The sequence below is a fragment of the Streptomyces sp. NPDC093065 genome, from assembly GCF_044754585.1.
In the GTDB taxonomy this organism is placed as follows: domain Bacteria; phylum Actinomycetota; class Actinomycetes; order Streptomycetales; family Streptomycetaceae; genus Streptomyces.
In genome coordinates, this window is sequence record NZ_JBIVPJ010000003.1 from 220,923 (window position 1) to 246,521 (window position 25,599).

The following is a 25,599-nucleotide window of genomic DNA, read 5'->3' on the forward strand; positions in this document are numbered from 1 at the left end:
CCCCGCCCGCCGCCGAGCCCCCCGCCCGCCGCCGGGGGGGGCCCCCCCCCCCCGCCGGGGGGGGGCGCCCCCCCCCCCCCCCCCCCCCCCCCGCCTGTTCGGCGAACTCGTCCCAGGTCCGGGCGGCTTCGAGCCCGTAGTGGTCGAACAGGTCGGCGCGGTAGTGCATCACCATGGGCTCGACGTCCAGCGGCACGGCGAACACCCGGCGTTCGAAGGTGGTCAGGCCGAGCGCCTGCGGCAGCAGCTTGCGGCGCAGACCGTCGCTCATCAGGTCGGTGATGTCACGGGCCACGCCGTCGATGGCGTATCCCGGGACCTGCGGATACTCAAGGGTGGCGACGTCGGGCGCGTTCCCCGCCCGGGCGGCGTTGCTGAGCTTGGCGTAGCCGCCCTGCCCGCCGGAGGGGATCTGCTGGAACTCCACCTGGACGGTGCGGTGGGTGCGGTTGAACGCGTCGACCACTTCCTGGCTGCCGCGCAGGGCGGACCAGAAGGTGATGCGGGTGGTGGTGCCCGTGCGGGCCGACGATGCACCGTTCCCCCCGCTGCAGGCGCTCACGGCTCCTGTCAGGGGTAGGGCGGTCATCGCGGCGAGCACGGAGCGACGGCTGGGTCGTCCGGGCATGGCGCCTCCGCGGCTCCTGCGGGTCCGCGCGGGTGCGGACACGACTCTTCGAGACACCCGGAATCCTGAACGCCCTGCCTCAAACGGTCAATAGATCGATCAGAAGAAAATGAAACGCTCAAACGCTCATTCGTCGAGCGGTTCGGCCGGCCGGTCCGTCGACCCCCGCACCATCAGCCGCGGCAGCAGCTCGACGCGCCGGCCCGGCTGCCGGCTGCCGGGCGCCTCGGACAGCCGCTGGAGCAGCAGCTCCGCCGCCGCGTGCCCCACCTCGGCCTTCGGCGGCGACACGGCCGTCAGCGGCGGCGAGGCGAGACCGGCCACCACGTCGTCGTACGCCACCACCGAGCAGTCCTGCGGCACCCGCACCCCCTCCTCCGCGAGCCGCTGGACCACCATCAGCGCGTCCGCGTCACCGTGCAGCACCATCGCGGTCGCGCCCACCTTGCGCATCAGCACCGGCAGCTCGGCCGTCTCGTCCGCCGAATACGGTCCGTCGACCCCGGCCTCCGGCGCGACCAGCGTCCACGCCCACCGCTCCACCAGGGGGTGGGCCCTGGCGATCTCGGTGAAGGCGGCCCGCAGCGAGCGGGCGGTGGGACTGTCGTGACGGGTGGCGAACACGATCCGCCGGTGCCCGAGCCCCACCAGGTGCTCCACCGCCAGATGCGCGCCGTACCAGTGGTCCGAGCAGACCGAGTCCAGGGCGTGCAGCGCGCTGCCGCGCCACGGGCGGCGCTCCATCAGCACCGTCGGCACCCCGGTACCGGCCAGCCACTCGTGGTCGGCCTCCTCGTCGGCCCGGCCGCGCCAGCGCGGGGCGATCAGCAGCCCGTCCGCCCCGTCCGCCAGCGCCCGCTCCACCAGCGGACGCTCGGCACCGGACGCCTGCGGCGCGAGGTGCAGGGCCATGCGCACCCCGGCCCGCTCCAGGACCGTGCGCGCGCCGTGCAGCGTCTCGGTGAGGTAGGAGTGCCGTACGGGAACGACCACGGCCACCCGGTCCCCGCCTGCCGGAACCGGATCGGGGGCCGTCTCCCGGGCCGGCAGCGTCGACCGCACGACCCCGTGGCCGCGGCTCAGCCTGCCCTCGCGCGTCAGCTCCTCCACGTCGCGGCGCACGGTGACCACCGAGACCTGCAACTCGTCGGCGAGGTCACGCACCCGCGCGGTACCGCGCGCCTGGACCGCCGCGAGTATCCGCTGGCGCCTGAGATCGACCGGCTCCCGCATCAGGTCTCCCCACCCGAGAATGTTCGTTTGAGCGATTCCGCGTCATCATAACGATCGCTCGCGCCGGGTGCCGGTGTGTCCCTACGGTTCCGGGTCGGAGAGGAGGCGGCCCAACGGGCCCAGGTCGAGGTTCAGGTCGGAGCGGCTCAGGCCGTGCTGGGCGCACAGGTCGTCCATGCGCTCGTCGAGCAGCATGAGCGCCGTGCCGAGCCGGTCCTCCTGCTCGTCGCTCAGCGTCCCCTCGTCGAAGCGGCGCACGGCCTGGCGCTCCATGAGCTGGCGCAGCAGCTCCACCACGGTCAGGACCAGCGCGGCCAGGTCGTTGGTGACCCGCTCCGGATCCAGGTCGAGGGCGTGGGCCCCGGCCGCGGTCACAGCGGCCCGCTGTCCGGCCAGGGAGCGGGCACCCGCTCGTTCACCGACGACAGCAGGGCGTGCAGGGAGATCCGCACCAGCGGCACGTCCGCGACGGCCAGCACCAGATCGCCGCTGACCACGACCCCGGTCGCCAGCACCCGGTCCAGCAGGTCGACCAGAGGCACCCCGACCGGTGCGTACGGCTCCGGACCGCCCCAGGGCACGGGGGCCGGGCCCGGCGTACGGGCGTCCGGGACGGTCATGCGGGGACCTCCTGAACCGGGCCGGCCTGCGGGTCCTCGTCCCAGCGCGCGAAGGAGTACGGGATCCACGGGCCCGAGGCGTCCACCCGTACGGCCGGATGCCGGCCGTCGGCGGTGAGCCGCGCAAGCGCCTCGGCGAAGGCGGGGCGCCGCGCGTCCTCCACCAGGTAGGCGATGTTGAGCAACTGCGGGGCGCGGCGGCCCGTCAGCCGCTCGCTCTGCGGGCGGTGCCGTGTCGCGGCGACCGCGTACCGCCGCAGTTCCGCGTCGACGGCCTCCGCCTCGGCCAGTGCCTTGTCGTGGGCGCTGCGCCGGTCACGCCGCCGTGCGCTCACCCGGCTCAGGTAGGCGCGTCCGCCGGCACCGCCGGAGCCGGTGGGCGCACCGGTGTCCGGGGCGGCCCCGGACGGGGCATCGGCGGCGTGCACCTTCACCGCCCACTCCGTACGGTCCCGGAGGCGGTCGAGCAGTGTGTCCAGCACCGGTTGCCGGGCGGTCACCGCCCGCGCCGCGGTCAGGTCGCCGCGGTACAGGGTCGCCATCGGCAGCGGCACGACGGGGCCCCGCCCGGCCGCGGCCTCGACACCCCGGTGATGGGCGCGCGCGCAGCGTTCCAGGTCGGCGGGCCGGTTGAGACGCTCCGTCAGCGCCTCCTCGTCGAACAGGGCCGCGGGGACGTCCTGGACGACCAGGCACAGGCCGCCCGCGCTCAGGACGCGCAGCGGACCGCCCTCCTCGTGGCCCCTCGCCGCTGCCAGCGCCGCCGGGTCCGGCGGGGTGCGGGTGACGGCGAAGGCGCAGACGATGCCGGGGTCGGCCGATCCGGCGGCGGTCGTGCTCATCGCACGGCTCCCGTCGTCTGTTCGGCGGCCCCTTCCAGGGCGTCGAGGCGCTCCCGCAGCCGTGCGTTCTCCTCGGCGAGCGCGTCCCGCGCGGCCCGGGAGGACAGCGCGGGATCGGTCTCCCACCAGTCGATGCCCGCCTTCTTCGCGGTGTCCACCGAGGCGATGAACAACCTCAGGCGGATCGTCAGCAGTTCGATGTCGAGCAGGTCGATCTTGATGTCGCCGGCGATGACGATGCCCTTGTCGAGGACGCGTTCGAGGAGGTCGGCGAGGCTGCCGGACGGGGGCCCGTAGGGCTCCGCCTCCAGGCCCGGGTACCGGTGGTCGAGGTCGGTCACCGCGTACTCCCCGCGGCGGCGTCAGCGACGCGGGCGGGCACGTCCGTCGTCCTCGTCGTCTTCCTCGTCCGCATACGGCTCCTCCTCGTCGTCCTCGTACTCGTCCTCTGCGTCCTCTTCTTCGTCTTCACCGTCGTCGTCTTCGTCGTCCTCGTCGTCTTCGTACCGGGACTCGTCGGGTTCTTCGCTGTTCTCCTCCTCCAGCGCTTCCTCGTGGCTCTTGACGACCTCGCCCTCGCGGATCTCGCCGCGCCAGCCCTCGATCTCCTCCTCGTCCGCCAGCGTCACGTGCCGCGCGAAGTGCTTCAGATCCAGCCGCAGCCGGCGTCCCTGGGCGCGCCAGAGGTTGCCGGTCTTCTCGAAGAAGCCCGCCGGGTAGTACTCGACGACCACGACGACGCGGGTCAGCCGGGGCGCCAGTTCGTGGAAGCTGACCACCCCGTTGGTACTGCCCTTGGCGCCCTCGGAGGTCCAGGTGATCCGCTGGTCGGGGATCTGCTCCTGGACGGTCGCCTTCCAACTGCGCGTCGAGAAGGCGATCTTGGCGGTCCAGTCCGAGGTCACCTCGTCGTGGGGGCTGACGCTCTGGACACCCTTGGTGAAGCCGCTGAAGTCCTGGAGCTGCGTCCACTGGTCGTAGACGGTGCGCAGGGGGACGCCGATGTCGACGGTCTCCATGATGTGCGTGGCCTTGACGCTGCCACCGCCGCCCTTGGAGCTGCCACCGCCGCCCTTGGAGCTGCCGCCACCGCCGCTCTTGCCGTTGCCACCGCCGCCGTTGGAACGACCGCCGCCGTTGGAGCGACCGCCCCCGCCGTCGGAGCCGCCGCCGCTCTTGGAGCCGCCGCCGACCGACTCGGTCAGGCGGTCGGTCAGGGACCCGACCCGTTCCCCCGCCTTGCCGACGAGACCGTGGCCCGCCGCGGAGAGGTAGCCGCCCAGCGCGTCCTTGAGGTCGCCGAGGGGAGACGTTCCGCCGTCGTCCTGCCGGTCGGGGGTCATGCGCGCCCACCCCCGCGCCCGGCACCACGGCCCGCCGTCCGCTTCGCCGGTCCGGCCGCCTTCCCGGCGGCGGTCGACTTGGCGGCGGTCTTCTTGGCCGCCTTCTTCGCGGGCGGCGCGGCCTTGCGCGGCGGAGCCTTCTTGGCCGTCCTGCGGGGCGGCGCGGGCCGACGGTCCTCCTCGCGCTCCTCCTCGTCGAAGTAGGCGTCCTCGTCCCGGGTGTCGTCGCCGTCGTCACGGCCGTCGTCCCGTCGGCCCCCGCCGGCGAGCGCGTCGGTACGGTCGCGGAGGGTGTCCGCGAGGCCGGTGAGGCGGCGGTTCGCGGCGGCGCTGACGGCCGCGCGTCCGGCGGTCAGCAGCTCGCCCCGGACCTGGTCGCTCAGCTCCTGGAACTGCGGGGCCCGTTGCAGGCTGCCCAGTCCCTGGCCGAGGACCTGGCCGGGGGAGAGGCCGACGCGCCGGCCCACGAGATAGGAGCCGACCGCGAAGGCGAGCTTGGCCTTCTTGGTGCGCCCCAGAAGATATCCGCCCGCCACGGCAGCCGCCATGGCCGTCCTGCTGTCGTTCATACGTGTCGTCTCCGCGCTGGATTCGTGGTGGTGGTACGGCCGGTGGGCCGGGCCGGGCGTTCCAGGAGGGTGAGCAGACGCTCCTCCTCCCGTTCGAAGGCCGCCTCGTCGATGGCGCCCTCGTCCAGGGCCCGGTTGAGCGCGGCCAGCCGCGCCTGTACGGCACGCGGGTCGTGGGCCTGGCGCCGGGCTTCCTGAAGCAGGTGGTCCGCGATCCACGCCGTGCCGCGCACCGGTGCGAGGGGCAGCAGGAGGAGACCGCTCACGATGCCCATGCGGTCACCGGCCGGCCGGTGTCGCGGGGCGCGGGTCGACGAAGCTGTAGCAGGGCAGGGGCCCGGTCACGCTGAGGGCCAGCCGGTCGCCGCAGGCCCGGGACCGCTCCGCCACCGCTTGCCTGAACCGCGGTTCGTCCCCCTCACGCAGCAGGAACGACGCGCTGAGGACCTGTTCGTCGTCGGTCGTGCCCTGCACAGTACGCACCGCGAGCGGTGCCAGTCGGTCGACGACCTCGCGGGCAGCACGCCGTGCCTCGCGGCGCACGCCGAGGGCGATCGCCTCGCCCAGCCGGACGTTGGCCTCGTAGTCCGGCCGCCGGCGGGTCCGCAGGGCCAGATTCCGCAGCTTGTCGTCTCGGCGCACCAGGTCGGCGAAGTGGCCGGGCACCACCGTCCCCTTGACGTTGAGTTCCACGCACCCTCGTACGTCTTCGAGCTGCCGCGTCAAGTGGTCCGCGTCCGAGCGCAGTTGGGCGAGCAGGGTGTCGGTCCGCGGGCTGAGGACGGCGAACCGCATGGGCAGCACCGGTCCCTGCGCCGCCAGTTCGTCCAGGACGGCCTGGTGGGCCAGCAGATCACGGCGCCGGGGACGCAGCCGCGGGGGCGCGGCCGACACCGCGGCGCACAGCCCGGACTCGGTCAGCAGCCGCACGGTGGCGCCGTCGACGCCGTGGGACCGCGGGGTGCGGATCCCGGCGGGCGCGATGCCGTAGACGTAGAGGGCCTTCGGCGCGGCGGCCGGCTCACGGGCGGCTTCGGGGGCTGTGGTGGCGGGCGCGGTCATCGGTCCTCCTCCTCGGTGCGCCGGCGGGGGCGGGAGCGGGGGCGGTCGTCCTCGTCGCGGGGACGTGCGGCGGAGCGGCCGCGCGGCCGCTGCGTGCTCCTGGTGCGCTCCGCGCGTTCACGGGGCCGGGTCTCCGTCTCCTCCGCTTCCTCCTCGTGCCCGGACGCGTGCTCGGGCGTGAGGACGTCGCGCACCTTGTCGGTGAGGGAGCGCGCCGTCCGCTTGGCGCCCGCCTTGCCCACGGTCCTGGCCACCGGGCTGCCGAACATCTCGGGCACGGTCTTGGAGCGCACGTCGTGCTCCAGGTCCAGCCGGTTGCAGGCCTCGGCGAAGCGCAGATAGGTGTCGACGCTCGCGACCACGATGCGCGCGTCCACCTTGAGGATCTCGATGCCGACCAGGGAGACGCGCACGAAGACGTCGATGACCATGCCGCGGTCGAGGATGAGTTCGAGGACGTCGTAGAGGGTTCCGGCGCGGGGCGCGCAGACGACCTCGTCGTCGTAGGTGATCATGCGGTGGTCCTTCCGGGCGCGGGCCTCGCGGCCCGCTCACTGGTCCTGGGCACCGCGCCGGTAGCGCGCGATCCTGCGGTACTGGATCAGGTCGCCCGCCGGGTCCAGCTCGACCTCGTAGGTGGCGAGCAGACTGGTGGTGTCGGGGATGCGTGCCACCTCCAGCACGTCCACGTCGACGATCCAGCCGCCGTCCTCGCCCCGGCACACCGCGGAGACCCCTTCGAGGTGGTGCCGGATCAGCTCGGACAGGGCGTCGGCGGCGTGCCGGGCGGCGTCGCGCGCGTCCCGCACGCCACGTTCGCGGGTGGCCGTGGAAGTGGAGCGGCGCCGTCGCTCGCCAGGTTCTGTCATGCTGCCCACTCTGACCGCGGGACCCCGGTCCGCGCGTGCGCAGTTACCCCATCCGGGGCTGGCCCGTGCGCCGGCAGTGCAGGAAGAGGTGCGGCTCCGGCCGGGCGTCCGGGTGGGCCGGGGTGAACATCGACGCCTCCTCGGCCAGCACCTCCAGGCCCGCGTCCTCGGCCAGGGCGACCAGTTCCTGCGCGGGGAAGCTGGTCACACGCACCGGCTGGCCCATGAAGGCGGCGTCGACGCCCTCCACGTCGAGCGGCACGGTGGCCAGCACCAGGTAACCCTCCGGCCTCAGCAGCCGCACAAGACGCCGTACGAGATCCGTCTGCTCCCGCCGGTCCAGCTGGAGCAGCGAGAAGTACACGCAGACGGCGTCGAACGAGCCGTCCTCCAGCGGTACGTCACGGACGTCCGCGCACCGGAAGGTGGCGGCGGGCACCTGCCTCGCGGCCAGCTCCACCATGACGGGGGAGACGTCGATGCCCAGCACCTCGTGCCCTGCGTCCGCGAGGGTCTCGGCGGTGGGCCGGCCGGTCCCGCTGCCCACGTCCAGCACCCGGCTGCCCGGCGCGAGCCGCGCCAGCAGCCACTCCAGCGAGTGGCGGTGCTCCCTCGACCCGGCGAACGCCTTCTCGTACTCGGCGCCCAGCGCGTCGAACGCGGCGGCGGCCCGCGGGCGGTCCTGGTCGTCGGTCACGGCGGTCCCTTCGGTGCGGCGAGCCGGTGCCCCGGGCATCGTTCCACCGGGAACGAGCCCCCGGCAAGGGGCCCTTCGGACGAGGGGTCCCACGCCGGGACTAGCTGTCGTCGTCCTCCGCGGTCCCCGGCTCGGCCATCCGGCGGTGCACGGCGGCCTTGACGCGGTCCGGCAGCACCTTGTCCGCCACTCCCTGCGCCTTGGTCTTCGCCGAGCCGGTGACCAGCTTCCCGCGGCCCTTCATGACGGCGTCGAACGCCTGCCGGGCGACCTGCGCCGGGTCGTCCTTCGGCATGGTGCCGACCTTGGTGTCCTCCATGCCCGCCCGGCGGAAGAAGTCGGTCTCCGTCGGCCCCGGCATGAAGGAGGTGACCGTGACGCCGGTGTCTCCGACCTCCTCCTGGAGAGCCTGGGCGAAGGACTGGACGAACGACTTCGACGCGTTGTAGACGGACTGGAAGGAGCCCGGCATCGTCGCCGCGACCGAGGACGTGAACATGAGCCGCCCGACCCCACGTGCCACCATGTCGCGCACGAGGGGCTTGGCGAGCCGCACGGTCGACGTCACGTTGAGGTCGATGACGGACTGGTCGTCAACGAGGTCGGTGTCGACGAAGGCGCCGCCCTGCCCCACCCCGGCGTTGAGTGCCGCCACGTCCACCGCGAGCCCGCTCAGGGCGGCGACCAGCTGGTCCACGCCCTCGGGGTTCCTGAGGTCCGCGCGTACGGCCCGTACCTCCACGCCGGTCTCCCGCAGCCGCCGGGCGGCGTGCTCCAGCCGTTCGTCCTCGGCGTTGACCACGAGGTCGTGGCCGTGCTCCGCGAACAGCGCCGCGAGTTCGTACCCGATACCGCTGGAGGCCCCAGTGACCAGGGCGAGCGGCCTGCTGCCGTCCATGGCTCCTCCGTCCTCGGCGCACCCGCGCCCCTGACGTCCGCCGGGTGCCCCGATCCGGGCCTTCGCACCCTCACGGACCGGCACCCGGCCGCACCGCTCACCGCGGACGGGCCCCGTCCAGCGCCAGGTCCACCAGCCCCCGTACGAGTACGTCGGCCGGCGGTGCCCCGCCGAGCAGCACCCGCGTGAACAGCGGACCGCTGACCGCCTCGATCAGCAGCCCGGGATCGGTGTCCGCGGCCAGCTCGCCCCGCTCGGCGCCGCGCCGGACCATCACCACGGCGCGGTCCAGACGCTCGCTCCAGTAAGGGCCGCGCCGGTCCTCCAGGGTGTCGTCGTGCTCGACGCTCAGCCGCAGCAGTGCCCGGCCCTGCGGGGTGGCGAGGAGCCGCGCCAGGGCGGAGAAGAACGCCAGCAGGTCGTCCCGGACCCGCCCGGTGTCCGGGACCGGCAGCGCGGCGTCCAGTTCTGTGGTCAGCGCGTCCAGGATCAGGTTCTCGCGGGTGCCCCAGCGCCGGTACACGGAGGTCTCGTGCACCCCGGCCGCCCGGGCCACGGCGCCGACCGTCGCGCCCGCCAGGCCCTGGCTCGACAGCAGCTCCACCGTGGCCGCCAGCACGGCCTGCCGCATCCGCTCCCCGCGGCGGCGCAAGGGTGGGGCGGCGGGTTCCGGTGAGCTCATCGGACCAGCGTAAAGCAAGTGGCCCTGCGTTGGGTGTACGGTTAACGCAAGTCGACCTGCGATGGTCCGCTGTGGACCGTCCCGAGGCCGCCGCCGCACCGAGGAGGTCCCGCCATGGCGCAGATGCTCGCCGCCCGCCTGCACGTCCCGAGCCGCACCCTGCGGCTCGAAGAGGTGCCCCGTCCGCAGCCGGGCCCCGGGGAGGTGCTGGTCAAGGTCGAGGCGGCCGGGGTGTGCCTGTCCGACGTGCACCTCGTCGACGGCACCCTCACCCCGCTGCTCCTCCAGGGAGACACGGTCACCCTCGGCCACGAGGTCTCCGGCACCGTCGCCGAGACCGGTGCGGGCGTCACCGCGTGGTCGCCGGGACAGCGGGTCGTGCTGCACGCCGGCGAGGCGCGGGACGGGGCCGTGTACACCCGCGGCGTCGACTACGACGGCGGCTGGGCCGAGTACGCCCTCTCCGCCGCCGACGCGATGACGCCGCTGCCCGACGCCATCCCCTTCGAACAGGGCGCGATCATCCCGGACGCGGTGTCCACCCCGTGGGGCGCGATCACCGAGACCGGCCAGGTCCGGCCCGCCGAGGCGGTCGGCGTATGGGGCGTCGGCGGCCTCGGCGTCCACGCCGTGCAGCTGCTCCGGGCGATCGGCGCCTGCCCCGTCGTGGCCGTCGACCCCAACCCCGTCGCCCGCGAACGCGCCCTGGCCGCCGGTGCCGACCTGGCCCTGGACTCCGCCGACCCCGAGCTGCGCCGGACGGTCCGGGCGGCGACCGGGAGTCTCGGGCTCGCCGCCGCCTTCGACTTCGCGGGTGTGCCGGCCGTGCGGGAGCAGGCGGTCTCCGTCCTCGCGCCCAAGGGGCGGCTGGTCCTGGTGGGTCTGACCGACAAGCCGCTCACCGTCACGGACGGGACCCGTTTCAGCTACCTCCAGCAGCGCGTCCTCGGCCACTACGGCTCCGACATGCCGGTGGCCCTGCCCCAGCTCCTGCGGCTGATCCAGGGCGGCCGCCTCGACTTCTCCGGTTCCGTCAGCGGGGTGCTGCCACTCGCCGAGGCCGCCGAGGCGGTCGCCCGGCTCGAGAAGAAGCAGGGCGACCCGATCCGGCTGGTGCTGCGCCCGTGAGGTGAGGGAAACCTGAGAATTCCAGCGGCGGTTGAACGCTCCGGCCCCCGGTTCCGTATGGAGCCGGGGGCATTTCATGTCCAGTCCGTCACGACACAGGAGCACGCCTTGGGACACAACAGGCGCAGACGCCCGACCGGGGCGCGGCGCGCGACCTTCGGAGCGGTCGCGCTGATACTGGGGGGCAGCGGCCTGGTGGCCGTCAACGTCTTCGCCTCCGCGACCGAGTCCGGCAACGCCGCGGTTCCCCTGGGCAGTTCCGGTGTCGCCGCCACCGTCGACTGCCCCGACCTGACCGAGCGGCTCACGGCCGTCCCGGAGCAGGCCAGGCCGGAGGTCGACAAGCAACTCGCCCAGCTCGACGAGCAGATCGCCGCCGCGTACGGCGGGCTCCAGGAAGCCGCCCGCACCGCGGACGACGGCACCGTCGACGAGGCCGCGATCCTGGACCCGCTGAAGAAGGAGCGCGCGGCGACCATCGAACGCATCGCCGCCGCCGTCGGCCGGGCCGGTGACCGCCCCGAGGGCCTGGACACCCTGGCCCAGTGCACCCTGCGCCGTACAGAGATCGCGTCGACGGACGCGGGCAGCGGCAGCCCGGACGAGCAGGGCCAGGGGCAGGAGCAGGGCCAGGGCCAGGAGGACGGCAAGGGCGAAGCGTCCGGTGACGAGCAGCAGCCCGGCAACGGCGGACAGGCCGGCAACGGCCCCGTGGCCGCGGACTACGCCGACATCAAGTCCGTCCAGCCCGCCGTCGAGCGGGCGGGCCGCAAGAAGAACGCCTCGACCGGCTCCTTCGCCACCAGCTGCGGTGTCAACGCCGAGGGCCTGTTCAACTCGGACAACCTGATCGCCGCCCCCGGCGTCGGCAACGGAGCCCACCACTTCCACGACTACGTCGGCAACCAGGGCAACAGCGCCTTCGCCAGCGACGACGACCTGGCCGCCGCCGGCACCAGCTGCGCCGACCAGGGCGACAAGTCCTCGTACTACTGGCCGGTGCTCCGCCTCCAGAACGGCACCGCCGAGCAGGACGCCGAGTCGCCGGGCGGCGGCATCGAGGGCAACGCGGGCGAGATCGTGACGCCGGCGGAGGTCACCCTGACGTTCGAGGGCAACGAGCGCGGCAAGGTCACGGACATGCCGCGGCTGCTGCGCATCATCACCGGCGACGCCAAGGCGTTCGTCAACGGCGACACCAACGCGAACGCCTCTTGGAGCTGCACCGGCTTCGAGGACCGGCAGCTGAAGGACAAGTACCCGCTCTGCCCCTCGGGCAGCGACGTGGTGCGCACCTTCACCTTCCAGAGCTGCTGGGACGGCCGCAACATCGACAGCGCCAACCACCGCACCCACATGGCCTTCGCCGCCGCCGACGGCAGCTGCCCGGAGGGGTTCCGGCCCGTTCCGCGACTGGTGCAGCGGGTCGTGTACGACGTGGCAGCGCCGAGCCTGGCGGACGGGGGCAGGACCGTCCCGCTCTTCGCCGTGGACTCCTTCCCCGAGCAGCTGCACAAGCCGGTCACCGACCACAGCGACTTCATCAACGTCTTCGACGAGGACCTGATGCGCGAGATGGTCGAGTGCATCAACTCCGGCCGCGAGTGCGGTGCGGACACGCCCCCCGGGTCCCAGCCGGGCGAGGGTGAGGAGCAGCCGGGCGACGGCGACGGCCAGACCGCCGAGCCCCCGGCCGAGCAGACCGCCACGGCCTCCGCACCCGCGGACACCGGCCAGGACGACCAGGCGGGCGGAGCGGACGACGGAAAGGACGACGGGAAGGGGGACGGGAAGGCCCCCGGCCAGAACGACGGCCAGAACGACGGCCAGAACGACGGCCAGAACGACGGCCAGAACGACGGCCAGAACGACGGCCAGAACGACGGCCAGAACGACGGCCGACCTGGCGGTGCCGAGACCGCACCCCCGGCCACCCGGACCCAGGACGCCGGTGCCTCCGCGAGTGCCGAGCCCAGGGCCGCGACGACACCGGCGGACACCCCGGGCGACGTGAGCAGCGCCGTGGCCGCACCCGGAAAGACCCAGAACACCGGCAACGGTGGCAACGGCGGCGGTGCCGGGTCGGCCCCCGAGCCGCAGGCGCAGGGCGGGCTCGCCGAGACGGGCTCCGGTCTCGGGCTGTGGCCCGCTGCGGTCGGCGGCGTGCTCTTCGCCGGCGGGTGTGTCCTGCTGGTCCGCTCCAGGCGACGCGTGCTGTGACGGCTGCGGCAGCGGCATGACGACGGGTGGGCGGGGCATTCCCCCGCCCACCCGCCGGGCCGAGACGCATCGAACGCGTCGAAGGTGTCGAACACGCCACCGCGCCGCGGGAACTGGCTCATTCGGGGTGTTGTCAATCTCTTTACCCGGGCGCAGCCTGGTCTGCGAAACGTCTTGGGAGCGCTCCCACTAGTGCTCGCCAGGTCCCGCACCGTCCCCCCACGTGAAAGAAGGACCCATGACTTGTCATGATCGCGTCAATAAGGTCATGCCTGCCGGAAGAGCCCGACGGGTGACGACCCTCGCCCTCAGCACCCTGACCGCGGCCCTGCTCACCCTGATCCCCTGGAGCGGCACCGCCGTCGCCCACGGTTCGGTCGTCGACCCCGCCTCCCGCAACTACGGCTGCTGGGAGCGCTGGGGCGACGACTTCCAGAACCCGGCCATGGCCGACGAGGACCCGATGTGCTGGCAGGCGTGGCAGGACGACCCCAACGCCATGTGGAACTGGAACGGCCTCTACCGCAACGGCTCGGCCGGGAACTTCGAAGCCGTCGTTCCCGACGGGCAGCTCTGCAGCGGCGGCCGGACCGAGAGCGGCCGCTACAACTCCCTCGACGCCGTGGGGCCCTGGCAGACCACGGACGTCACCGACGACTTCACCGTCAAGCTCTACGACCAGGCCAGCCACGGCGCCGACTACTTCCTGGTCTACGTCACCAAGCAGGGCTTCGACCCCGCCACGCAGGCCCTGACCTGGGGAGACCTCCAGCAGGTCGCGCGTACGGGCAGCTACGGGCCCAGCCAGAACTACGAGATCCCGGTGAGTACCTCGGGGCTGAGCGGCCGGCACGTCGTCTACACGATCTGGCAGGCGTCCCACATGGACCAGACGTACTTCCTGTGCAGCGACGTCGACTTCGGCTGACCCGCCCCGTCCCCGTCCCCCACCCCCGCCGGGCGCACCGCGTCCGGCGGGGACACCGGTCGGGACACGGCCGGTGCGACCGTGGGCCGAAGCGCTCCGCGACCATCCCCGGGTGCGGTATACGTCCCCTCATGGACTACTGCGACCTGGGTGGTGCTGCGCCACGGACCACTGACCCTTCGGGGCCGTGTCAGACGTTGACGCCGAAGTCCGCGGCGATGCCCGCCAGCCCCGAGGCGTAGCCCTGCCCGACCGCGCGGAACTTCCACTCGGCCCCGTGCCGGTACAGCTCGCCGAAGACCATCGCGGTCTCGGTCGAGGCGTCCTCGGACAGGTCGTAGCGGGCGATCTCCTGGCTGTTCGCCTGGTTGACGACCCGGATGAAGGCGTTGCGGACCTGGCCGAAGCTCTGGCCGCGGTTCTCCGCGTCGTGGATGGAGACCGGGAAGACGATCCGGTCCACCTCGGCCGGGACCGCGGCGAGGTTCACCTTGACCGCCTCGTCGTCGCCCTCGCCCTCACCGGTGAGGTTGTCACCGGTGTGCTCGACCGAGCCGTCCGGGCTGGTGAGGTTGTTGTAGAAGACGAAGTGCCCGTCCGAGAGCACCTTGCCCGACGCGTCGAGGAGCAGCGCGGAGGCGTCGAGGTCGTAGTCGGTGCCGGTCGTGGTGCGCACGTCCCAGCCCAGACCGACCAGCACGGCGGTCAGGCCGGGCGCCTCCTTGCTGAGCGAGACGTTGCCGCCCTTGGCCAGGGAAACTCCCACTGCGTTCTCCTTCGTCGAGTTCGTCGAGTTCGTCGTGATCGTCGCGTTCCGTGTTCCTGGGTTCAATCTACAACACTGTAGAAGAAGGCCTTCTATACGATGTCGCCTCGGAAGACGATCGGCGGCGGAAGGAGGCGGGCGGTGACGGATGACCGGCGTCCGCGGCGACGGGGCCAGGGTGAGCTGGAGGCACTGGTGCTGTCCGCGCTGCGCGAGGCGGACCGGCCGGCGACGGCCGGCTGGGTGCAGGAGCGCCTCGGCGGCGACCTCGCCTACACCACGGTGATCACGATTCTGAGCCGCCTGCTCGAGAAGGGCGCCGTCAGCCGAGAGCGCGCCGGCCGGTCCTTCGCCTGGACGCCCGCCTCGGACCAGGCCGGACTGGCCGCCCGGAAGATGCGCAAGGTCCTGGACGCCGAGAGCGACCGGGAAGCGGTGCTGGCCAGCTTCGTCACGGGCCTCGACCCGGACGACGAACGGCTGCTGCGCGAACTGCTGGGGCACGCGCGTGCCGCGGAGGACGGCTGACACCGCATGGGGGTCTTCGTCTTCCTGCCACTGGTCCTGCCGCTGACGGCGTGGCCGATCGCCAGGCTGGCCGAGCAGCACCTGCACCCGCGCACCGCGACCAGGCTGCTCACCGTCGTCGCCGCCGTGATGGCCCTGTGCAGCACCCTGTGCCTGGCCCTGGTGATGGTGGTCGGCACCGCCCAACTCCCGGGAAACCCGCTGCCCGACGCCTGGTCGGACCCCGAGGTGCGGGCGGCGGTGCCCTACGACGAGGTCGTCGGCAAGGCCGCGATCCCCGCGCTCTGCGCGGTCGTTGCGGCCTCGGTGCGGGCCCTGTGGCGGCACGGCAGGGTGCGCCGCCGCGCCCACCGCGCACTGGCCGGGCTGCCGGGCACCGGGGTCGCCGTACTGCCGGACGACGTGCCCTACGCCTACGCGCTGCCCGGCGGACGACGGGAGCGTGTGGTGGTGAGCACGGCGCTGCTCGACTGCCTCGAAGCGGGGGAGAGGCGCGCCCTGTTCGCCCATGAGCGGGCCCATCTCGCCGCCCGGCACCACCGCTTCCTGCTCGCCGTCCGGCTCGCCGCGCTGGCCAACCCGTTCCTGCGCCCCCTGCGCACGGCCGTGTCCTACACGGCGGAGCGGTGGGCGGACGAGGCGGCCGCACGGACGGTCGGCGACCGCCGCGCGGTGGCGACCGCGATCGGCAAGGCGGCCCTCGTCTCCCGCGGCACCCCCGTCGCCACCCTCGCCGGTCTTGCGGCGCCCGGCCCGGTGCCCCGCCGGGTGGCCGCCCTGCTGGGTCCCGCCCCGGCCGTGCGCACCTGGCCCCCGGTGTTCACGTCCGTGGGGCTGGCGGCGTGGGCCGCGGCCGCCGGGACCGCCGTCTCGGCGATGTCGTCCGCGAACGCCGCCGTCACCATGTTCCTCATCCTGCGGGCCTCGACGCCGTTCTGAGGGTCTCTCACTCCCCGTCTCTCACTCCCTGTGGCGTCTTCGGGAAATCCCCAGGTCACAGGTGCTCTCCTGAAACTTCCTCACTCGATCGGGTGAGGAACCAATCCGGACCGGGGCCTGCTCCGGATTCCCCGTGTGAGGGAAGAACCGAGACCGTGCCGACCGCGAACCGGCGGCTGACCCCGGATCCGGGTCGGCCGGCCGCCACGTAACGGCACCGCCTGCTCGGCGGCCCGCCGCACACCACTTCAGCTCCGCACCACGACTCCGCACCGACGCAGCCTTCGAGCTGCCCGTTTTCAGGGAGATTTTCCATGAACGCCCGCATTCGCCGCTCCGCCGTCGCCGTTGTCGCGGCCGCCGTCCTGCCCCTGTCCCTGGCCGCCTGTTCCGACGACGGCGACAGCGGCTCCTCGGACTCCGCGCAGGCCTCCACCTCGGCCCCCGCGGCGGGCGACGACCAGTCGGCCGACACCTCCGGCGGCATGGCGGACTCCGACGAGCCCTTCGGCCCGGCCTGCTCCACGGTGCCGAAGGAGGGCGCCGGTTCGTTCGACGGCATGGCAAAGGACCCGGTCGCCACGGCCGCCTCGAACAACCCGGCCCTGTCCACGCTGGTGTCCGCGGTGAAGAAGGCCGGCCTGGTCGACACGCTCAACAACGCCGAGAACATCACGGTGTTCGCGCCGACCAACGACGCCTTCGCCAAGATCCCGAAGGCCGACCTGGACAAGGTCCTCAATGACAAGGCGATGCTGACCGACATCCTGACCTACCACGTGGTGGGTCAGAAGCTCGCCCCCAAGGACCTGGAGAACGGTTCCTTCGACACGCTGCAGAAGTCCAAGCTGACCACCTCGGGATCGGGCGAGTCCTACAAGGTCGACGACTCCGCCCAGGTCGTCTGCGGCAACGTGAAGACCGCCAACGCCAACGTGTACATCATCGACACCGTCCTCATGCCCAAGAGCTGACGCTCGGGCCCGGGGAGCGGGTCGGGCAGTGGCCCGCTCCCCGGGGGCTCGGCGGCCCTGTGGTAGCCGGCGCAGGCCAGTCGAACTCACCTGGTGGGTCAGGGAATCCGGTGCGAATCCGGAACTGACGCGCAGCGGTGAGGGGGACGGGCGGAGCACGGGCCACTGGGCGGCGCAGGCCGTCCGGGAAGGCGTTCCGCCCGGTCGAACCCGAGTCCGAAGACCTGCTGGCACCCGTGCCGCGTGCGGCGCGGGCCGCATCGTACGGACGGGCTTCGCGCATGAGCCCTCGACGCCAGTGGATCCTCCTTGCCCGCCGCACGCCCCTGGCGTGGGCGGCGGCCGGGGTCGTCGCCCTGTGCGCCTCCGTGGCCGTCGCCGTCACCATCGGTCCGGCGGACATCGGCGTCGCCGACGTGTGGTCCGTGATCGCCGCCCATCTCGGCGCCGGCACCGCCGCCGGGGACGTCTCCCCGCTGCGTGACGGGGTCGTCTGGGACCTGCGGCTGCCGCGCACCCTCCTCGCCGCGGTGTGCGGCGCCGGACTCGCCGTGTGCGGGGCCGTGCTCCAGCCCTGCTGCGCAACCCGCTCGCCGACCCCTTCGTGCTGGGCGTCTCTTCGGGCGCCTCGACCGGCGCCGTCCTGGTCGTCGTGCCCGGTGTGGGCGGCGGTGCGCTGTCCGTCCCGGGCGGGGCCTTCGCCGGGGCGGTCTGCTCCTTCGCGCTGGTGCTGCTGCTCAGCCGGCGGTCGCCGGGCCGAAAAGGCCCGGGGATCAGTCCTCCATCAGGCCGGCGGCGAGGGTGGCCCCCAGTTCCCAGCAGGCCCGCAGGTCGGCCTTGCCGGGCTCACCGGCCACGGTCACCGCGGGCGCCGCACGCTGCCAGCCGAGGCCGGTCGCGACCGACTCGATGCCGCGCACCGCGCCGGTGGTGTCGCTGCCCCCGTGGACGTAGTAACCGAAGGGACGGCCACGCGTCTCGTCCAGGCAGGGATAGTAGACCTGGTCGAAGAAGTGCTTGAGCGCACCCGACATGTAGCCCAGGTTGGCCGGAGTGCCGAGCAGGAACCCGTCGGCCTCCAGCACGTCGACGGCCGTGGCCGCCAGGGCCGCCCGCCGGACCACCCTCACCCCCTCGATCTCGGGCGCGCTCGCCCCGGACACGACGGACTCCAGCATCGCCTGGCAGTTGGGCGACGGCGTGTGATGCACGATCAGCAAAGTGGCCACACCGGCAGCCTGCCGCCCGGCACCCTCCGACCGCAAACGGGACACTACGGCAGCCGGGAGGTCCGCCTTGGCCGACGCCCTGCTCGCACCGGCGGCCCGGCCGCGAAGGCCCGGTCGAACTGCTCGGAAGGTGCCGCTTTCGGCGCGATCAGGTGGGCGACGGCAGCGGTCGCGGTGCGGTGCCAGCGGGCGTGGTGGCGGAGCATGGCGTGGTCGCCGTCCGCCATGAGCAGCATGCCCGCCCGGGCCCCGGCCGCGCGGGCCCGGGAGACGTACGCGACGGACTCGGCGGGGTCCGTGACGCGGTCGCGGTCGCCGTGCAGAAGGAGCACGTCCCGGCCGCGCAGCTGGGCGACGGGCTCGCCCGGCGGGCACCAGGGCGCCAGGGCCACCACGCCGCGTACCCCGTCGGCGTCCGCCGCGCGCAGGGCCGCCCGGCCGCCCATGGAGTGGCCGAGCAGGACCACCGGCACGTCACCGACGAGGCCGTGCAGCTCCTCAAGGGCGCGTCGGGTGTCCCGCAGCGGCTCCGCGGCGCCCCCGTTCCAGCCGCGGCTGCGGTAACGAACCCGGGCGAGGAGCACGTCGTCGTGGCCGGAGACCGCCGCCAGCGACCGCAGGAACGGGTGCATCCGCAGCGCCGCGAGCTGCCAGGGCCGTGCCGCGCTGCGGCTCCGGGCCCGGCCGCCGTGCAGTACCAGCACGGCGGCCCGCGTCCGGTGCGGCCGTCGCCGCACCCGCAGCGCGCCCTCCGTCGACGGATCGTGCTCGACGCCCATGCCCATGCTCATGCCCGTCCTCTTCCCTTCCGCTGCCTTGTTCTCCCCGGGCCCCGCCCGTCCCAGGTGATCCGTTGCCGGGCCGCCCCCGGACTGGTGGCGGTCCGCAACCCGCTCCAATCCGCACGCCCCCCGGCTCCGGATTACCCACGCAAGCGTTGATCACAGTGGGGTGGAGGAGCAGCGAAATGCCGCGAGCAGCAGGGGAGGCCGCACGTCGCACCGCCGTCGTCGGCAGCGGAGTGGCGGGCCTGACCGCCGCGTACGTACTGGGCCGCGCGCATCGCGTCACCCTCTACGAAGCCGACGACCGCCTCGGCGGGCACGCCCACACCCACGACCTGACGGCCCCCGACGGCCGCGTCCACCGGGTCGACTCGGGGTTCATCGTGCACAACCGCCGCACCTACCCGAACCTGCTGCGCCTCTTCGACGAACTCGGGGTGGCCACGCAGGAGTCGGAGATGAGCATGTCGGTGCGGTGCGAGGGCTGCGGTCTCGAGTACGCCGGCGCCCGCGGCCCCGCCGGACTGCTCGCCCGCCCGCGCAACGCCCTGCACGTCCCCTACCTGCGCCTGCTCGCGCAGGTGCCCCGGTTCCACCGCGCCGCCCGCAGGCTGCTCGACGGCGGTGCGGCCGACCGGGCCCCGACGCTCGGCGAGTTCCTGGACCGCGAGGGCTTCTCGCCGTACTTCCGCGCCCACTTCATGACGCCCGTGGTCTCCGCCGTCTGGTCCTGCGACGCCGCCACCGCCCTGCGCTACCCGGCCGCCTACCTGTTCCGCTTCCTGCACCACCACGGCATGCTCGCCGTTGGCGGCTCCCCGGTGTGGCGCACGGTCACCGGCGGCTCCCGCTCCTACGTCGACCGCATCGCCGAGCGGCTGCCCGACGTGCGCACCGGCGCCCCGGTCCGCTCGGTGACCCGGCACGCGGACGGCGTGGACGTCACCGCGGCCGACGGCACCACCGACACCTACGACCACCTCGTCGTCGCCGTCCACCCGGACCGGGCACTGGAGTTGCTGGCCGACCCGACGCCCGACGAGAAGGAGGTACTCGGCGCCTTCCGGTACTCCCGCAACGCCACCCTCCTCCACACCGACACCGCGCTGCTGCCGCGCTCGCGCGGAGCCCGGTCCTCCTGGAACTACCTCATGCCGGCCTGTGACGCCGGCGCCGACCGGGTCCGGGTCAGCTACGACATGAACCGGCTGCAGCGCCTCGACGCCGCCGACACCTACGTCGTCACGCTCGGCGGCGGGGACCGCGTCGACCCCGGCCGGGTACTGGCCCGGATGACCTACGAACACCCCGTCTACACCCCCGAGTCGGTCGCCGCCCAGCGGCGCCTGCCCGAACTGCGCACCCCGGTCACGGCCTACGCCGGTGCCTACCACGGCTGGGGCTTCCACGAGGACGGCTGCCGCTCGGGGGTCCAGGCCGCCGCGTCCCTCGGAGTGACCTGGTGACCCCGGCCCCGACAGCACGTCCCGGTCTCTACCCGTGCGAGATCGGGCACGTACGCCTCGACCCGGTCCGGTACACGCTGCGCCACCGCACCTACATGTGGCTCGTCGACCTCGACCACCTGCCCGGACTTCCGCGCCCGCTGCGCCCGTTGGCCGGCTTCCGTGCCCGCGACCACCTCACCGGCGACGCCCCCTCACTGCGCGCGGGCCTGGAGCGCTTCCTCGCCACCCGCGGCGTCGACCTGGAGGGCGGCCGGGTGCTGATGCTCACGCACGCCCGCGTCCTCGGACACGTCTTCAACCCGCTGACCCTGTACTGGTGTCACGGCCCCGACGGCACCCCGCGCTGCGTGGTCGCCGAGGTGCACAACACCTACGGCGAACGCCACACCTACCTGCTGCACCCCGACGAGGCGGGCGTCGCACACGTGGCCAAGGACTTCTACGTCTCGCCGTTCCTCCCCGTCGACGGCGCCTACCGCATGCGGCTCCCGCTGCCCGCCGACCGCCTCGACCTGACCGTGCGCCTGGACCGCCCCGGCGCCCGGCCGTTCACCGCGACCGTACGGGGCACCCGGCGGGAGGCGACCCCCGCCAACCTCCTGCGGCTCGCGCTGCGGCACCCCTGGTCGACCCTCGCGGTGTCGGCCGGCATCCGCGGGCACGGCATCCGCCTCCACCTGCGCGGCCTGCCCGTCCAGCCGCGCCCGAGTCACCGCACCACGGAGAAAGCGACATGACCGCAACCCACCACCCGAACCCCGCCGCTGCCACACCCGTCCCGTCGGGCAGCGGCACACCGGTCGACCCGCCCCGCCGGCCCGACGTCGCCGCCCCGCCCCGGACCTCGTGGGCCCGCCGCGCCACCGCCGCCGCCGTCGTACGCCGCGCACTGCACCGGCTGCCGCTGCGGGTCCGCTTCGCCGGCGGCGACACCGTCGGGCTCGGCGGTCCGCTGGTCGAGGTCCACGACCCCGACGCCTTCCACGGGCGGATCGGCGCCCAGGGCCTCATCGGCTTCGGCGAGTCCTACATGGCCGGCGAGTGGGACGCCCCCGACCTGGTCGGCGCCCTCACCGTGCTCGCCGCCGACGCGGCCGGCCTGGTCCCCGCCCCGCTCCAGCGGCTGCGCGGCCTGTGGCACCAGCGGCAGCCCGCCGCCCGGCGCAACACGCCCGAGGGCGCGCGGGACAACATCAGCAGCCACTACGACCTGTCCAACGACCTGTTCGCCCTCTTCCTGGACGACACCCTCAGCTACTCCTCGGCCGTATTCCTCGGCTTCCCGGCCCGCCGCGAGTCCCTCGCCGCCGCCCAGCAGCGCAAGATCGACCGACTGCTCGACCTCGCCGGGACCGGCGACGGCACCCGGCTGTTGGAGATCGGCACCGGCTGGGGCGAACTCGCCCTGCGCGCCGCCGCCCGCGGCGCCGACGTCACCTCCCTCACCCTCTCCCGCGAACAGCGCGACCGTGCCCTCGAACGCGCCCGCGAGGCGGGCCTCGCCGACCGGATCCGGGTCGAACTGCGCGACTACCGCGAGGAGAAGGGCACCTACGACGCGATCGTCAGCGTCGAGATGATCGAGGCCGTCGGCGCCGAGTTCTGGCCGGTCTACTTCCGCACCCTCGACGAGCGCCTCGCCCCCGGCGGCCGGGCCGCCCTCCAGGCCATCACCATGCCGCACGACCGCATGCTCGCCGCCCGCCACACCCACACCTGGATCCAGAAGTACGTCTTCCCCGGCGGCCTGATCCCCTCCACCGACGCGATGGAGAGGACGGTCCGCGACCACACCGGCCTGCGCCTCGCCCGCCGCGACGCCTACGGCGCGCACTACGCCGAGACGCTGCGGCTGTGGCGCGAAAGGTTCACCGAGCGCGCCGACGAGGTGGACGCCCTCGGCTTCGACGAGACCTTCCGACGCCTGTGGACCTTCTACCTCGCCTACTCCGAGGCGGGCTTCCGCGCCGCCTATCTCGACGTCCAGCAGTACCTGTTCACCAAGGAGGGCCCCGCCACGCCGGGGGAGCGGTACGAGCGGCCGGACCGCCCGTGAACGGCCTCCCGTGGGGCGCGTTCGCCTCCGGTCTCGGCTGGGCCGCGGCGGCCGCGTTCGCCGTCATGCTGGCCACCTTCGCCGTCGCCGTGCGCAAGGGCGTGCACCGGGTGGTGGACGTGGCCTGGGGCCTCGGCTTCGCCGCCGTCGCCGTCGTCGGCTGCGCGGTCGCGGCGGCGGGCGGGGAGGGCGACGCGGGGCGCCGGGCACTGGTCGGGGTCCCGACCGTCGTATGGGGCGTGCGGCTGGCCGTGCACATCGCCCGGCGCGGCCGGGGCCACGGGGAGGACCCGCGCTACGACGCCATGCTCGGCAAGGCCCGCGGCAACCGGAACCTCTACGCCCTGCGCATGGTCTACCTGCTCCAGGGCGGCCTGGTGTGGCTGGTGTCGCTGCCGGTGCAGGCCGCCTCGTACGCGCCGGGGGCGCCGTCGGTCCTGGCCTGGGCGGGGGCGGCCGTATGGGCGGTGGGGCTGGCCTTCGAGGCCGTGGGGGACGCGCAGCTGGCCCGGTTCAAGGCCGACCCGGCCAACCGGGGGCGCGTCATGGACCGCGGACTGTGGAGCTGGACCCGGCACCCCAACTACTTCGGCGACTTCTGTGTCTGGTGGGGCCTGTACCTGATCGCCTGCGACGCGGGCCCCGCCGCCGCCGCGGTGTCCGTCGTCTCCCCGCTGGTGATGACGTACCTGCTGATCGGCGGCAGCGGGAAACGGCTGCTGGAACGGCACATGGCGGACCGGCCGGGGTGGGCCGAGTACACGGCGCGCACCAGCGGCTTCTTCCCGCTGCCGCCGCGCCGGTCCGTGTAGGGACCGGGTGCGCGGGGTGTGAGGGCCGCGGCCCTCACACCCGGTCAGGCCGGCATGCCCAGCAGTGCGACCGGGTCGGAGGTCGGCTGCTTCGACCCGCCGGCCGGCTCGACCGTGACGCCCACGCCCGCCGCACCGTCGACGGCACCCTCCAGCAGCACCGCCTGACTGGTGCTGCCGGCATCCATCAGACCCGCCGGGCGCATCGTGCCGTGGTCGTCGAACCAGAGCTGGTACACCTTGCCGCTCGGCGGCTCGGCCATGCCCGAGGCCAGGAACACCGCACGGTCCTGCCGCTCCGAGACGACCAGCGTCCCGCTCGCCCCGCCGGCCAGCCGCGCCGTACGGGACTCCGCGTCCGGTGCGGCCAGCACCCCGGCGAGGGTCTCGGCCCGCCGCTCGGCCTGCGCGGCCCGCTCCCCGGCGTCCTGCGCGCGCTCGTACTGCCACACCGCCGTACCGCCGAGGCCCGCAGCCGCGGCCAGGCAGGCGGCCAGCGCCCAGCGGGCCAGTCCGCGCCCGCGGGGCACGACGCGCAGTGCCCTGTCCACGGTGCCGCCGCCCGGCGGGACCTGGCGCACGGTGGTGACGCGGTGCAGCACCCGGTCCTTGAGCGCCGGGGCGGGCACGACGGTCGCGGCCAGCCCCAGCCGGGCCGTCGCGGCGGCGAACTCCCGGGTCTCCTGCTCACAGGAGGCGCAGTGCGGCAGATGGCGTTCGAAAGCGTCCCGCTCGTCGTCGGGCAGGGCGTGCAGGGCGTAGGCGCCCGTCAGGCTGTGCAGGTCCTCGGTGCGCATCACGCGTTCACCCCCAGGCAGTCACGGAGCCGGATGAGACCGTCGCGCAGCCGCGTCTTGACCGTGCCGAGCGGGAGCGCCAGCGCCTCGGCCACCTGCCGGTAGGTCAGGCCGCGGTAGTAGGCGAGGGTCACGGACTGGCGCTGGATGTCGGTCAGGGTGCGCAGACAGCGCCGCACCTGCTCCCGCTCCAGCCGGGTCTCGACCTGCTCGGTCACCTCGTCGTACTCCGGCGTCCGGTCGAGCAGGGCGGCCTTGTGGTCACGGGCCGCGGCCGCCTCCACCGACCGCACCCGGTCCACGGCCCGGCGGTGGGCCAGAGTCAGGATCCAGTTGACCACCGTGCCGCGCTCCGGCCGGTAGCGGGGCGCCGTGCGCCACACCTCCACCAGCACCTCCTGCGCGACCTCCTCCGACTGCGCCCGGTCGCGCAGCACCGCCCGGGCGGCCCCGAGCACGGACCCCGCCACCGCGTCGTACACGGCGGCGAAGGAGTCCTGATCGCCCAGGGCCACCTCCCGGATCAGCTGCTGCAGATCGGGTTGGGACGATGGATTTCTGCCGATGTGTACGGCTTCCTTCACGACGGTTGCTCCAAAGAACGTGCGACGGGCGGGGATGCCCCCGCGTAATCCGGGGCCGCGCGGACCGCGGATTGGTCCCGGGCCCCGGGAAGTCGCGGTGACCCCGCCCGACGCACACCCTCCCACGGGTAGAGTGGCCGCCGTCCGCGTGCGTACCGGGCTCCATGGGAGCGGGAAGAACCGGGAGGTGAGGTCGATGACCGTGCTCGACGCCGTCCTTCGCGGCGCCCGGATCTCCCTCGCGTCCCGAGCGGCGGCCTGACCCCGCATCCCCCGTACGCACACCCGAAAAGGACTCCAGTCCCGTCATGTCTTCGTCTCGTTCCCGCTCTCACTCCCGTCCTCGTTCCTGGGCCACCCGCACCGAGACCGGTGCCGATGCCGAGGTCGTCCGCGACATCGTCCGGGCCGCCTTCCCCACCCCGGACGAGGCTTTCCTCGTCGACGCGCTGCGCGCCGACCCCGGGGCGTGGATCGAGGGCCTGTCCCTCGTCGCCGTGGACGACGCCGACCGCCCGGTCGGCCACGCCCTGCTGACCCGCTGCCACATCGGGGACCGCCCGGCGCTGTGCCTGGCCCCCGTCGCCGTCCGGCCCGAGCACCAGAACACCGGTGCCGGTTCGGCCGCCGTCCGGGCCGCCCTCCGCGCGGCCGAGCGCCTCGGCGAGCACCACGTCGTGGTCCTCGGGCACCCCGAGTACTACCCGCGCTTCGGCTTCACCAGGGCCTCGGCCCACGGCATCGGGCTGACCGTCGACGTCCCGGACGAGGCCCTGATGGCCCTCACCCTGGACGCCGCCCACCCGCTGCCCTCCGGCACCGTCCGCTACGCGGCGCCGTTCGGCATCTGACCCGGCACCCGTGGGGGCTGCGGGAGATCGTCCCGCAGCCCCCACAAGGTTTTCCTCGGCGCAACCCCTTGACCCGCCGCCCGCGGTCCT

Annotated in this window: 30 protein-coding genes, 2 pseudogenes and 1 riboswitch; of the genes and pseudogenes, 12 read left to right on the forward strand and 20 right to left on the reverse strand. The window is 73.8% G+C overall.

What is annotated here, in order from left to right; translation table 11 throughout:
* The 15 genes and pseudogenes from ACIQFU_RS06905 to ACIQFU_RS06975 all read right to left on the reverse strand — a co-directional run.
* Positions 1-628: pseudogene (locus tag ACIQFU_RS06905) on the reverse strand (ABC transporter substrate-binding protein); the annotation flags it as partial.
* A 126-nt stretch (positions 629-754) separates the two neighbouring features.
* The gene (locus tag ACIQFU_RS06910; RefSeq protein ID WP_402549558.1) at positions 755-1,861 is read right to left on the reverse strand and encodes a substrate-binding domain-containing protein; all 1,107 of its coding nucleotides are present in this window, start codon (positions 1,859-1,861) and stop codon (positions 755-757) included.
* An 81-nt stretch (positions 1,862-1,942) separates the two neighbouring features.
* Positions 1,943-2,236, reverse strand: a complete 294-nt coding sequence (locus ACIQFU_RS06915; RefSeq protein ID WP_402549559.1) for a gas vesicle protein K — start codon at positions 2,234-2,236, stop codon at positions 1,943-1,945.
* Positions 2,233-2,481, reverse strand: a complete 249-nt coding sequence (locus tag ACIQFU_RS06920; RefSeq protein WP_016325204.1) for a gas vesicle protein — start codon at positions 2,479-2,481, stop codon at positions 2,233-2,235. The genes ACIQFU_RS06915 and ACIQFU_RS06920 overlap by 4 nt, the downstream gene beginning before the upstream one ends.
* The gene (locus tag ACIQFU_RS06925; RefSeq protein ID WP_402549560.1) at positions 2,478-3,323 is read right to left on the reverse strand and encodes a GvpL/GvpF family gas vesicle protein; all 846 of its coding nucleotides are present in this window, start codon (positions 3,321-3,323) and stop codon (positions 2,478-2,480) included. Before ACIQFU_RS06925 ends, ACIQFU_RS06920 begins: the two co-directional genes overlap by 4 nt.
* Positions 3,320-3,664, reverse strand: a complete 345-nt coding sequence (locus ACIQFU_RS06930; protein ID WP_402549562.1) for a gas vesicle protein — start codon at positions 3,662-3,664, stop codon at positions 3,320-3,322. The genes ACIQFU_RS06925 and ACIQFU_RS06930 overlap by 4 nt, the downstream gene beginning before the upstream one ends.
* Positions 3,665-3,685: 21 nt before the next feature.
* Positions 3,686-4,666, reverse strand: a complete 981-nt coding sequence (locus ACIQFU_RS06935; protein ID WP_402549563.1) for an SRPBCC family protein — start codon at positions 4,664-4,666, stop codon at positions 3,686-3,688.
* Positions 4,663-5,235, reverse strand: a complete 573-nt coding sequence (locus tag ACIQFU_RS06940; RefSeq protein WP_402549564.1) for a hypothetical protein — start codon at positions 5,233-5,235, stop codon at positions 4,663-4,665. The genes ACIQFU_RS06935 and ACIQFU_RS06940 overlap by 4 nt, the downstream gene beginning before the upstream one ends.
* Entirely contained in the window at positions 5,232-5,510 is a 279-nt protein-coding gene (locus ACIQFU_RS06945) for a gas vesicle protein GvpG (protein ID WP_007389500.1), read from the reverse strand. The genes ACIQFU_RS06940 and ACIQFU_RS06945 overlap by 4 nt, the downstream gene beginning before the upstream one ends.
* Positions 5,511-5,514: 4 nt before the next feature.
* Positions 5,515-6,297: a GvpL/GvpF family gas vesicle protein gene (locus tag ACIQFU_RS06950; protein ID WP_402549565.1), complete on the reverse strand. Its 783-nt coding sequence runs from the start codon at positions 6,295-6,297 to the stop codon at positions 5,515-5,517.
* Positions 6,294-6,812, reverse strand: a complete 519-nt coding sequence (locus tag ACIQFU_RS06955; protein ID WP_402549566.1) for a gas vesicle structural protein GvpA — start codon at positions 6,810-6,812, stop codon at positions 6,294-6,296. The genes ACIQFU_RS06950 and ACIQFU_RS06955 overlap by 4 nt, the downstream gene beginning before the upstream one ends.
* A 36-nt stretch (positions 6,813-6,848) precedes the next feature.
* Complete coding sequence (locus ACIQFU_RS06960) at positions 6,849-7,166, reverse strand: gas vesicle protein (protein WP_402549568.1); 318 nt, start codon at positions 7,164-7,166, stop codon at positions 6,849-6,851.
* 43 nt (positions 7,167-7,209) lie between these two features.
* Positions 7,210-7,863 (reverse strand): class I SAM-dependent methyltransferase, encoded by a 654-nt coding sequence (locus ACIQFU_RS06965; RefSeq protein ID WP_402549570.1) that lies wholly within the window; start codon positions 7,861-7,863, stop codon positions 7,210-7,212.
* 100 nt (positions 7,864-7,963) lie between these two features.
* Positions 7,964-8,761 carry an SDR family NAD(P)-dependent oxidoreductase gene (locus ACIQFU_RS06970; RefSeq protein WP_402549571.1) on the reverse strand — a complete coding sequence of 266 codons (798 nt, stop codon included), beginning with the start codon at positions 8,759-8,761 and terminating at the stop codon, positions 7,964-7,966.
* A gap of 97 nt (positions 8,762-8,858) precedes the next feature.
* Positions 8,859-9,443, reverse strand: coding sequence for a TetR/AcrR family transcriptional regulator (locus ACIQFU_RS06975; RefSeq protein ID WP_402549573.1), 585 nt, complete (start codon positions 9,441-9,443; stop codon positions 8,859-8,861).
* A 114-nt stretch (positions 9,444-9,557) separates the two neighbouring features.
* On the opposite strand from ACIQFU_RS06975, the gene ACIQFU_RS06980 reads away from it, so the two are divergent.
* The 3 genes from ACIQFU_RS06980 (at position 9,558) to ACIQFU_RS06990 (ending at position 13,719) form a co-directional block, all read left to right on the forward strand.
* Positions 9,558-10,571: a zinc-binding dehydrogenase gene (locus ACIQFU_RS06980; RefSeq protein WP_402549575.1), complete on the forward strand. Its 1,014-nt coding sequence runs from the start codon at positions 9,558-9,560 to the stop codon at positions 10,569-10,571.
* A gap of 195 nt (positions 10,572-10,766) precedes the next feature.
* Positions 10,767-12,791 carry a DUF1996 domain-containing protein gene (locus ACIQFU_RS06985; protein WP_402550017.1) on the forward strand — a complete coding sequence of 675 codons (2,025 nt, stop codon included), beginning with the start codon at positions 10,767-10,769 and terminating at the stop codon, positions 12,789-12,791.
* A 238-nt stretch (positions 12,792-13,029) separates the two neighbouring features.
* Complete coding sequence (locus tag ACIQFU_RS06990) at positions 13,030-13,719, forward strand: lytic polysaccharide monooxygenase (RefSeq protein WP_402549576.1); 690 nt, start codon at positions 13,030-13,032, stop codon at positions 13,717-13,719.
* Between the two features lie 190 nt (positions 13,720-13,909).
* Here the strand turns inward: ACIQFU_RS06990 and ACIQFU_RS06995 are convergent, their stop codons facing one another.
* On the reverse strand, positions 13,910-14,485 hold the full coding sequence (locus ACIQFU_RS06995; RefSeq protein ID WP_402549578.1) for a TerD family protein: 576 nt from the start codon (positions 14,483-14,485) through the stop codon (positions 13,910-13,912).
* A gap of 99 nt (positions 14,486-14,584) precedes the next feature.
* Here ACIQFU_RS06995 and ACIQFU_RS07000 point away from each other — a divergent pair, with 99 nt between their 5' ends.
* The 4 genes and pseudogenes from ACIQFU_RS07000 to ACIQFU_RS07015 all read left to right on the forward strand — a co-directional run.
* A complete protein-coding gene (locus tag ACIQFU_RS07000) occupies positions 14,585-15,013 on the forward strand; it encodes a BlaI/MecI/CopY family transcriptional regulator (protein ID WP_402549580.1) in 429 nt (142 codons plus the stop codon).
* Between the two features lie 6 nt (positions 15,014-15,019).
* Complete coding sequence (locus tag ACIQFU_RS07005; RefSeq protein ID WP_402549582.1) at positions 15,020-15,952, forward strand: M56 family metallopeptidase; 933 nt, start codon at positions 15,020-15,022, stop codon at positions 15,950-15,952.
* A gap of 314 nt (positions 15,953-16,266) precedes the next feature.
* Positions 16,267-16,926, forward strand: a complete 660-nt coding sequence (locus ACIQFU_RS07010; RefSeq protein ID WP_402549583.1) for a fasciclin domain-containing protein — start codon at positions 16,267-16,269, stop codon at positions 16,924-16,926.
* Between the two features lie 60 nt (positions 16,927-16,986).
* A riboswitch (cobalamin riboswitch) is annotated at positions 16,987-17,173 on the forward strand.
* A 34-nt stretch (positions 17,174-17,207) separates the two neighbouring features.
* Positions 17,208-17,683 (forward strand): annotated as a pseudogene (locus tag ACIQFU_RS07015) (iron chelate uptake ABC transporter family permease subunit); the annotation flags it as partial.
* Positions 17,684-17,699: 16 nt separating this feature from the next.
* Here ACIQFU_RS07015 and ACIQFU_RS07020 read toward each other — a convergent pair.
* Both ACIQFU_RS07020 and ACIQFU_RS07025 read right to left on the reverse strand, forming a co-directional pair.
* A complete protein-coding gene (locus ACIQFU_RS07020; RefSeq protein WP_402549584.1) occupies positions 17,700-18,155 on the reverse strand; it encodes a flavodoxin family protein in 456 nt (151 codons plus the stop codon).
* Between the two features lie 44 nt (positions 18,156-18,199).
* Positions 18,200-18,946 (reverse strand): alpha/beta fold hydrolase, encoded by a 747-nt coding sequence (locus ACIQFU_RS07025; RefSeq protein ID WP_402549586.1) that lies wholly within the window; start codon positions 18,944-18,946, stop codon positions 18,200-18,202.
* A 176-nt stretch (positions 18,947-19,122) separates the two neighbouring features.
* Here ACIQFU_RS07025 and ACIQFU_RS07030 point away from each other — a divergent pair, with 176 nt between their 5' ends.
* The 4 genes from ACIQFU_RS07030 to ACIQFU_RS07045 are packed head-to-tail and all read left to right on the forward strand — an operon-like array spanning position 19,123 to position 23,277.
* Positions 19,123-20,406 (forward strand): NAD(P)/FAD-dependent oxidoreductase, encoded by a 1,284-nt coding sequence (locus ACIQFU_RS07030; RefSeq protein WP_402549587.1) that lies wholly within the window; start codon positions 19,123-19,125, stop codon positions 20,404-20,406.
* Positions 20,403-21,146 carry a DUF1365 domain-containing protein gene (locus ACIQFU_RS07035; RefSeq protein ID WP_402549588.1) on the forward strand — a complete coding sequence of 248 codons (744 nt, stop codon included), beginning with the start codon at positions 20,403-20,405 and terminating at the stop codon, positions 21,144-21,146. The genes ACIQFU_RS07030 and ACIQFU_RS07035 overlap by 4 nt, the downstream gene beginning before the upstream one ends.
* Positions 21,143-22,465, forward strand: coding sequence for a class I SAM-dependent methyltransferase (locus ACIQFU_RS07040; RefSeq protein ID WP_402549590.1), 1,323 nt, complete (start codon positions 21,143-21,145; stop codon positions 22,463-22,465). The genes ACIQFU_RS07035 and ACIQFU_RS07040 overlap by 4 nt, the downstream gene beginning before the upstream one ends.
* Positions 22,462-23,277: a DUF1295 domain-containing protein gene (locus ACIQFU_RS07045; RefSeq protein ID WP_402549591.1), complete on the forward strand. Its 816-nt coding sequence runs from the start codon at positions 22,462-22,464 to the stop codon at positions 23,275-23,277. The genes ACIQFU_RS07040 and ACIQFU_RS07045 overlap by 4 nt, the downstream gene beginning before the upstream one ends.
* A gap of 44 nt (positions 23,278-23,321) precedes the next feature.
* Here the strand turns inward: ACIQFU_RS07045 and ACIQFU_RS07050 are convergent, their stop codons facing one another.
* Both ACIQFU_RS07050 and ACIQFU_RS07055 read right to left on the reverse strand, forming a co-directional pair.
* On the reverse strand, positions 23,322-24,074 hold the full coding sequence (locus ACIQFU_RS07050) for an anti-sigma factor domain-containing protein (RefSeq protein WP_402549592.1): 753 nt from the start codon (positions 24,072-24,074) through the stop codon (positions 23,322-23,324).
* Positions 24,074-24,658, reverse strand: a complete 585-nt coding sequence (locus ACIQFU_RS07055; protein WP_402549594.1) for a sigma-70 family RNA polymerase sigma factor — start codon at positions 24,656-24,658, stop codon at positions 24,074-24,076. The genes ACIQFU_RS07050 and ACIQFU_RS07055 overlap by 1 nt, the downstream gene beginning before the upstream one ends.
* A 308-nt stretch (positions 24,659-24,966) precedes the next feature.
* Here ACIQFU_RS07055 and ACIQFU_RS07060 point away from each other — a divergent pair, with 308 nt between their 5' ends.
* Complete coding sequence (locus tag ACIQFU_RS07060; protein WP_402549595.1) at positions 24,967-25,509, forward strand: GNAT family N-acetyltransferase; 543 nt, start codon at positions 24,967-24,969, stop codon at positions 25,507-25,509.
* Positions 25,510-25,599: the final 90 nt, after the last annotated feature.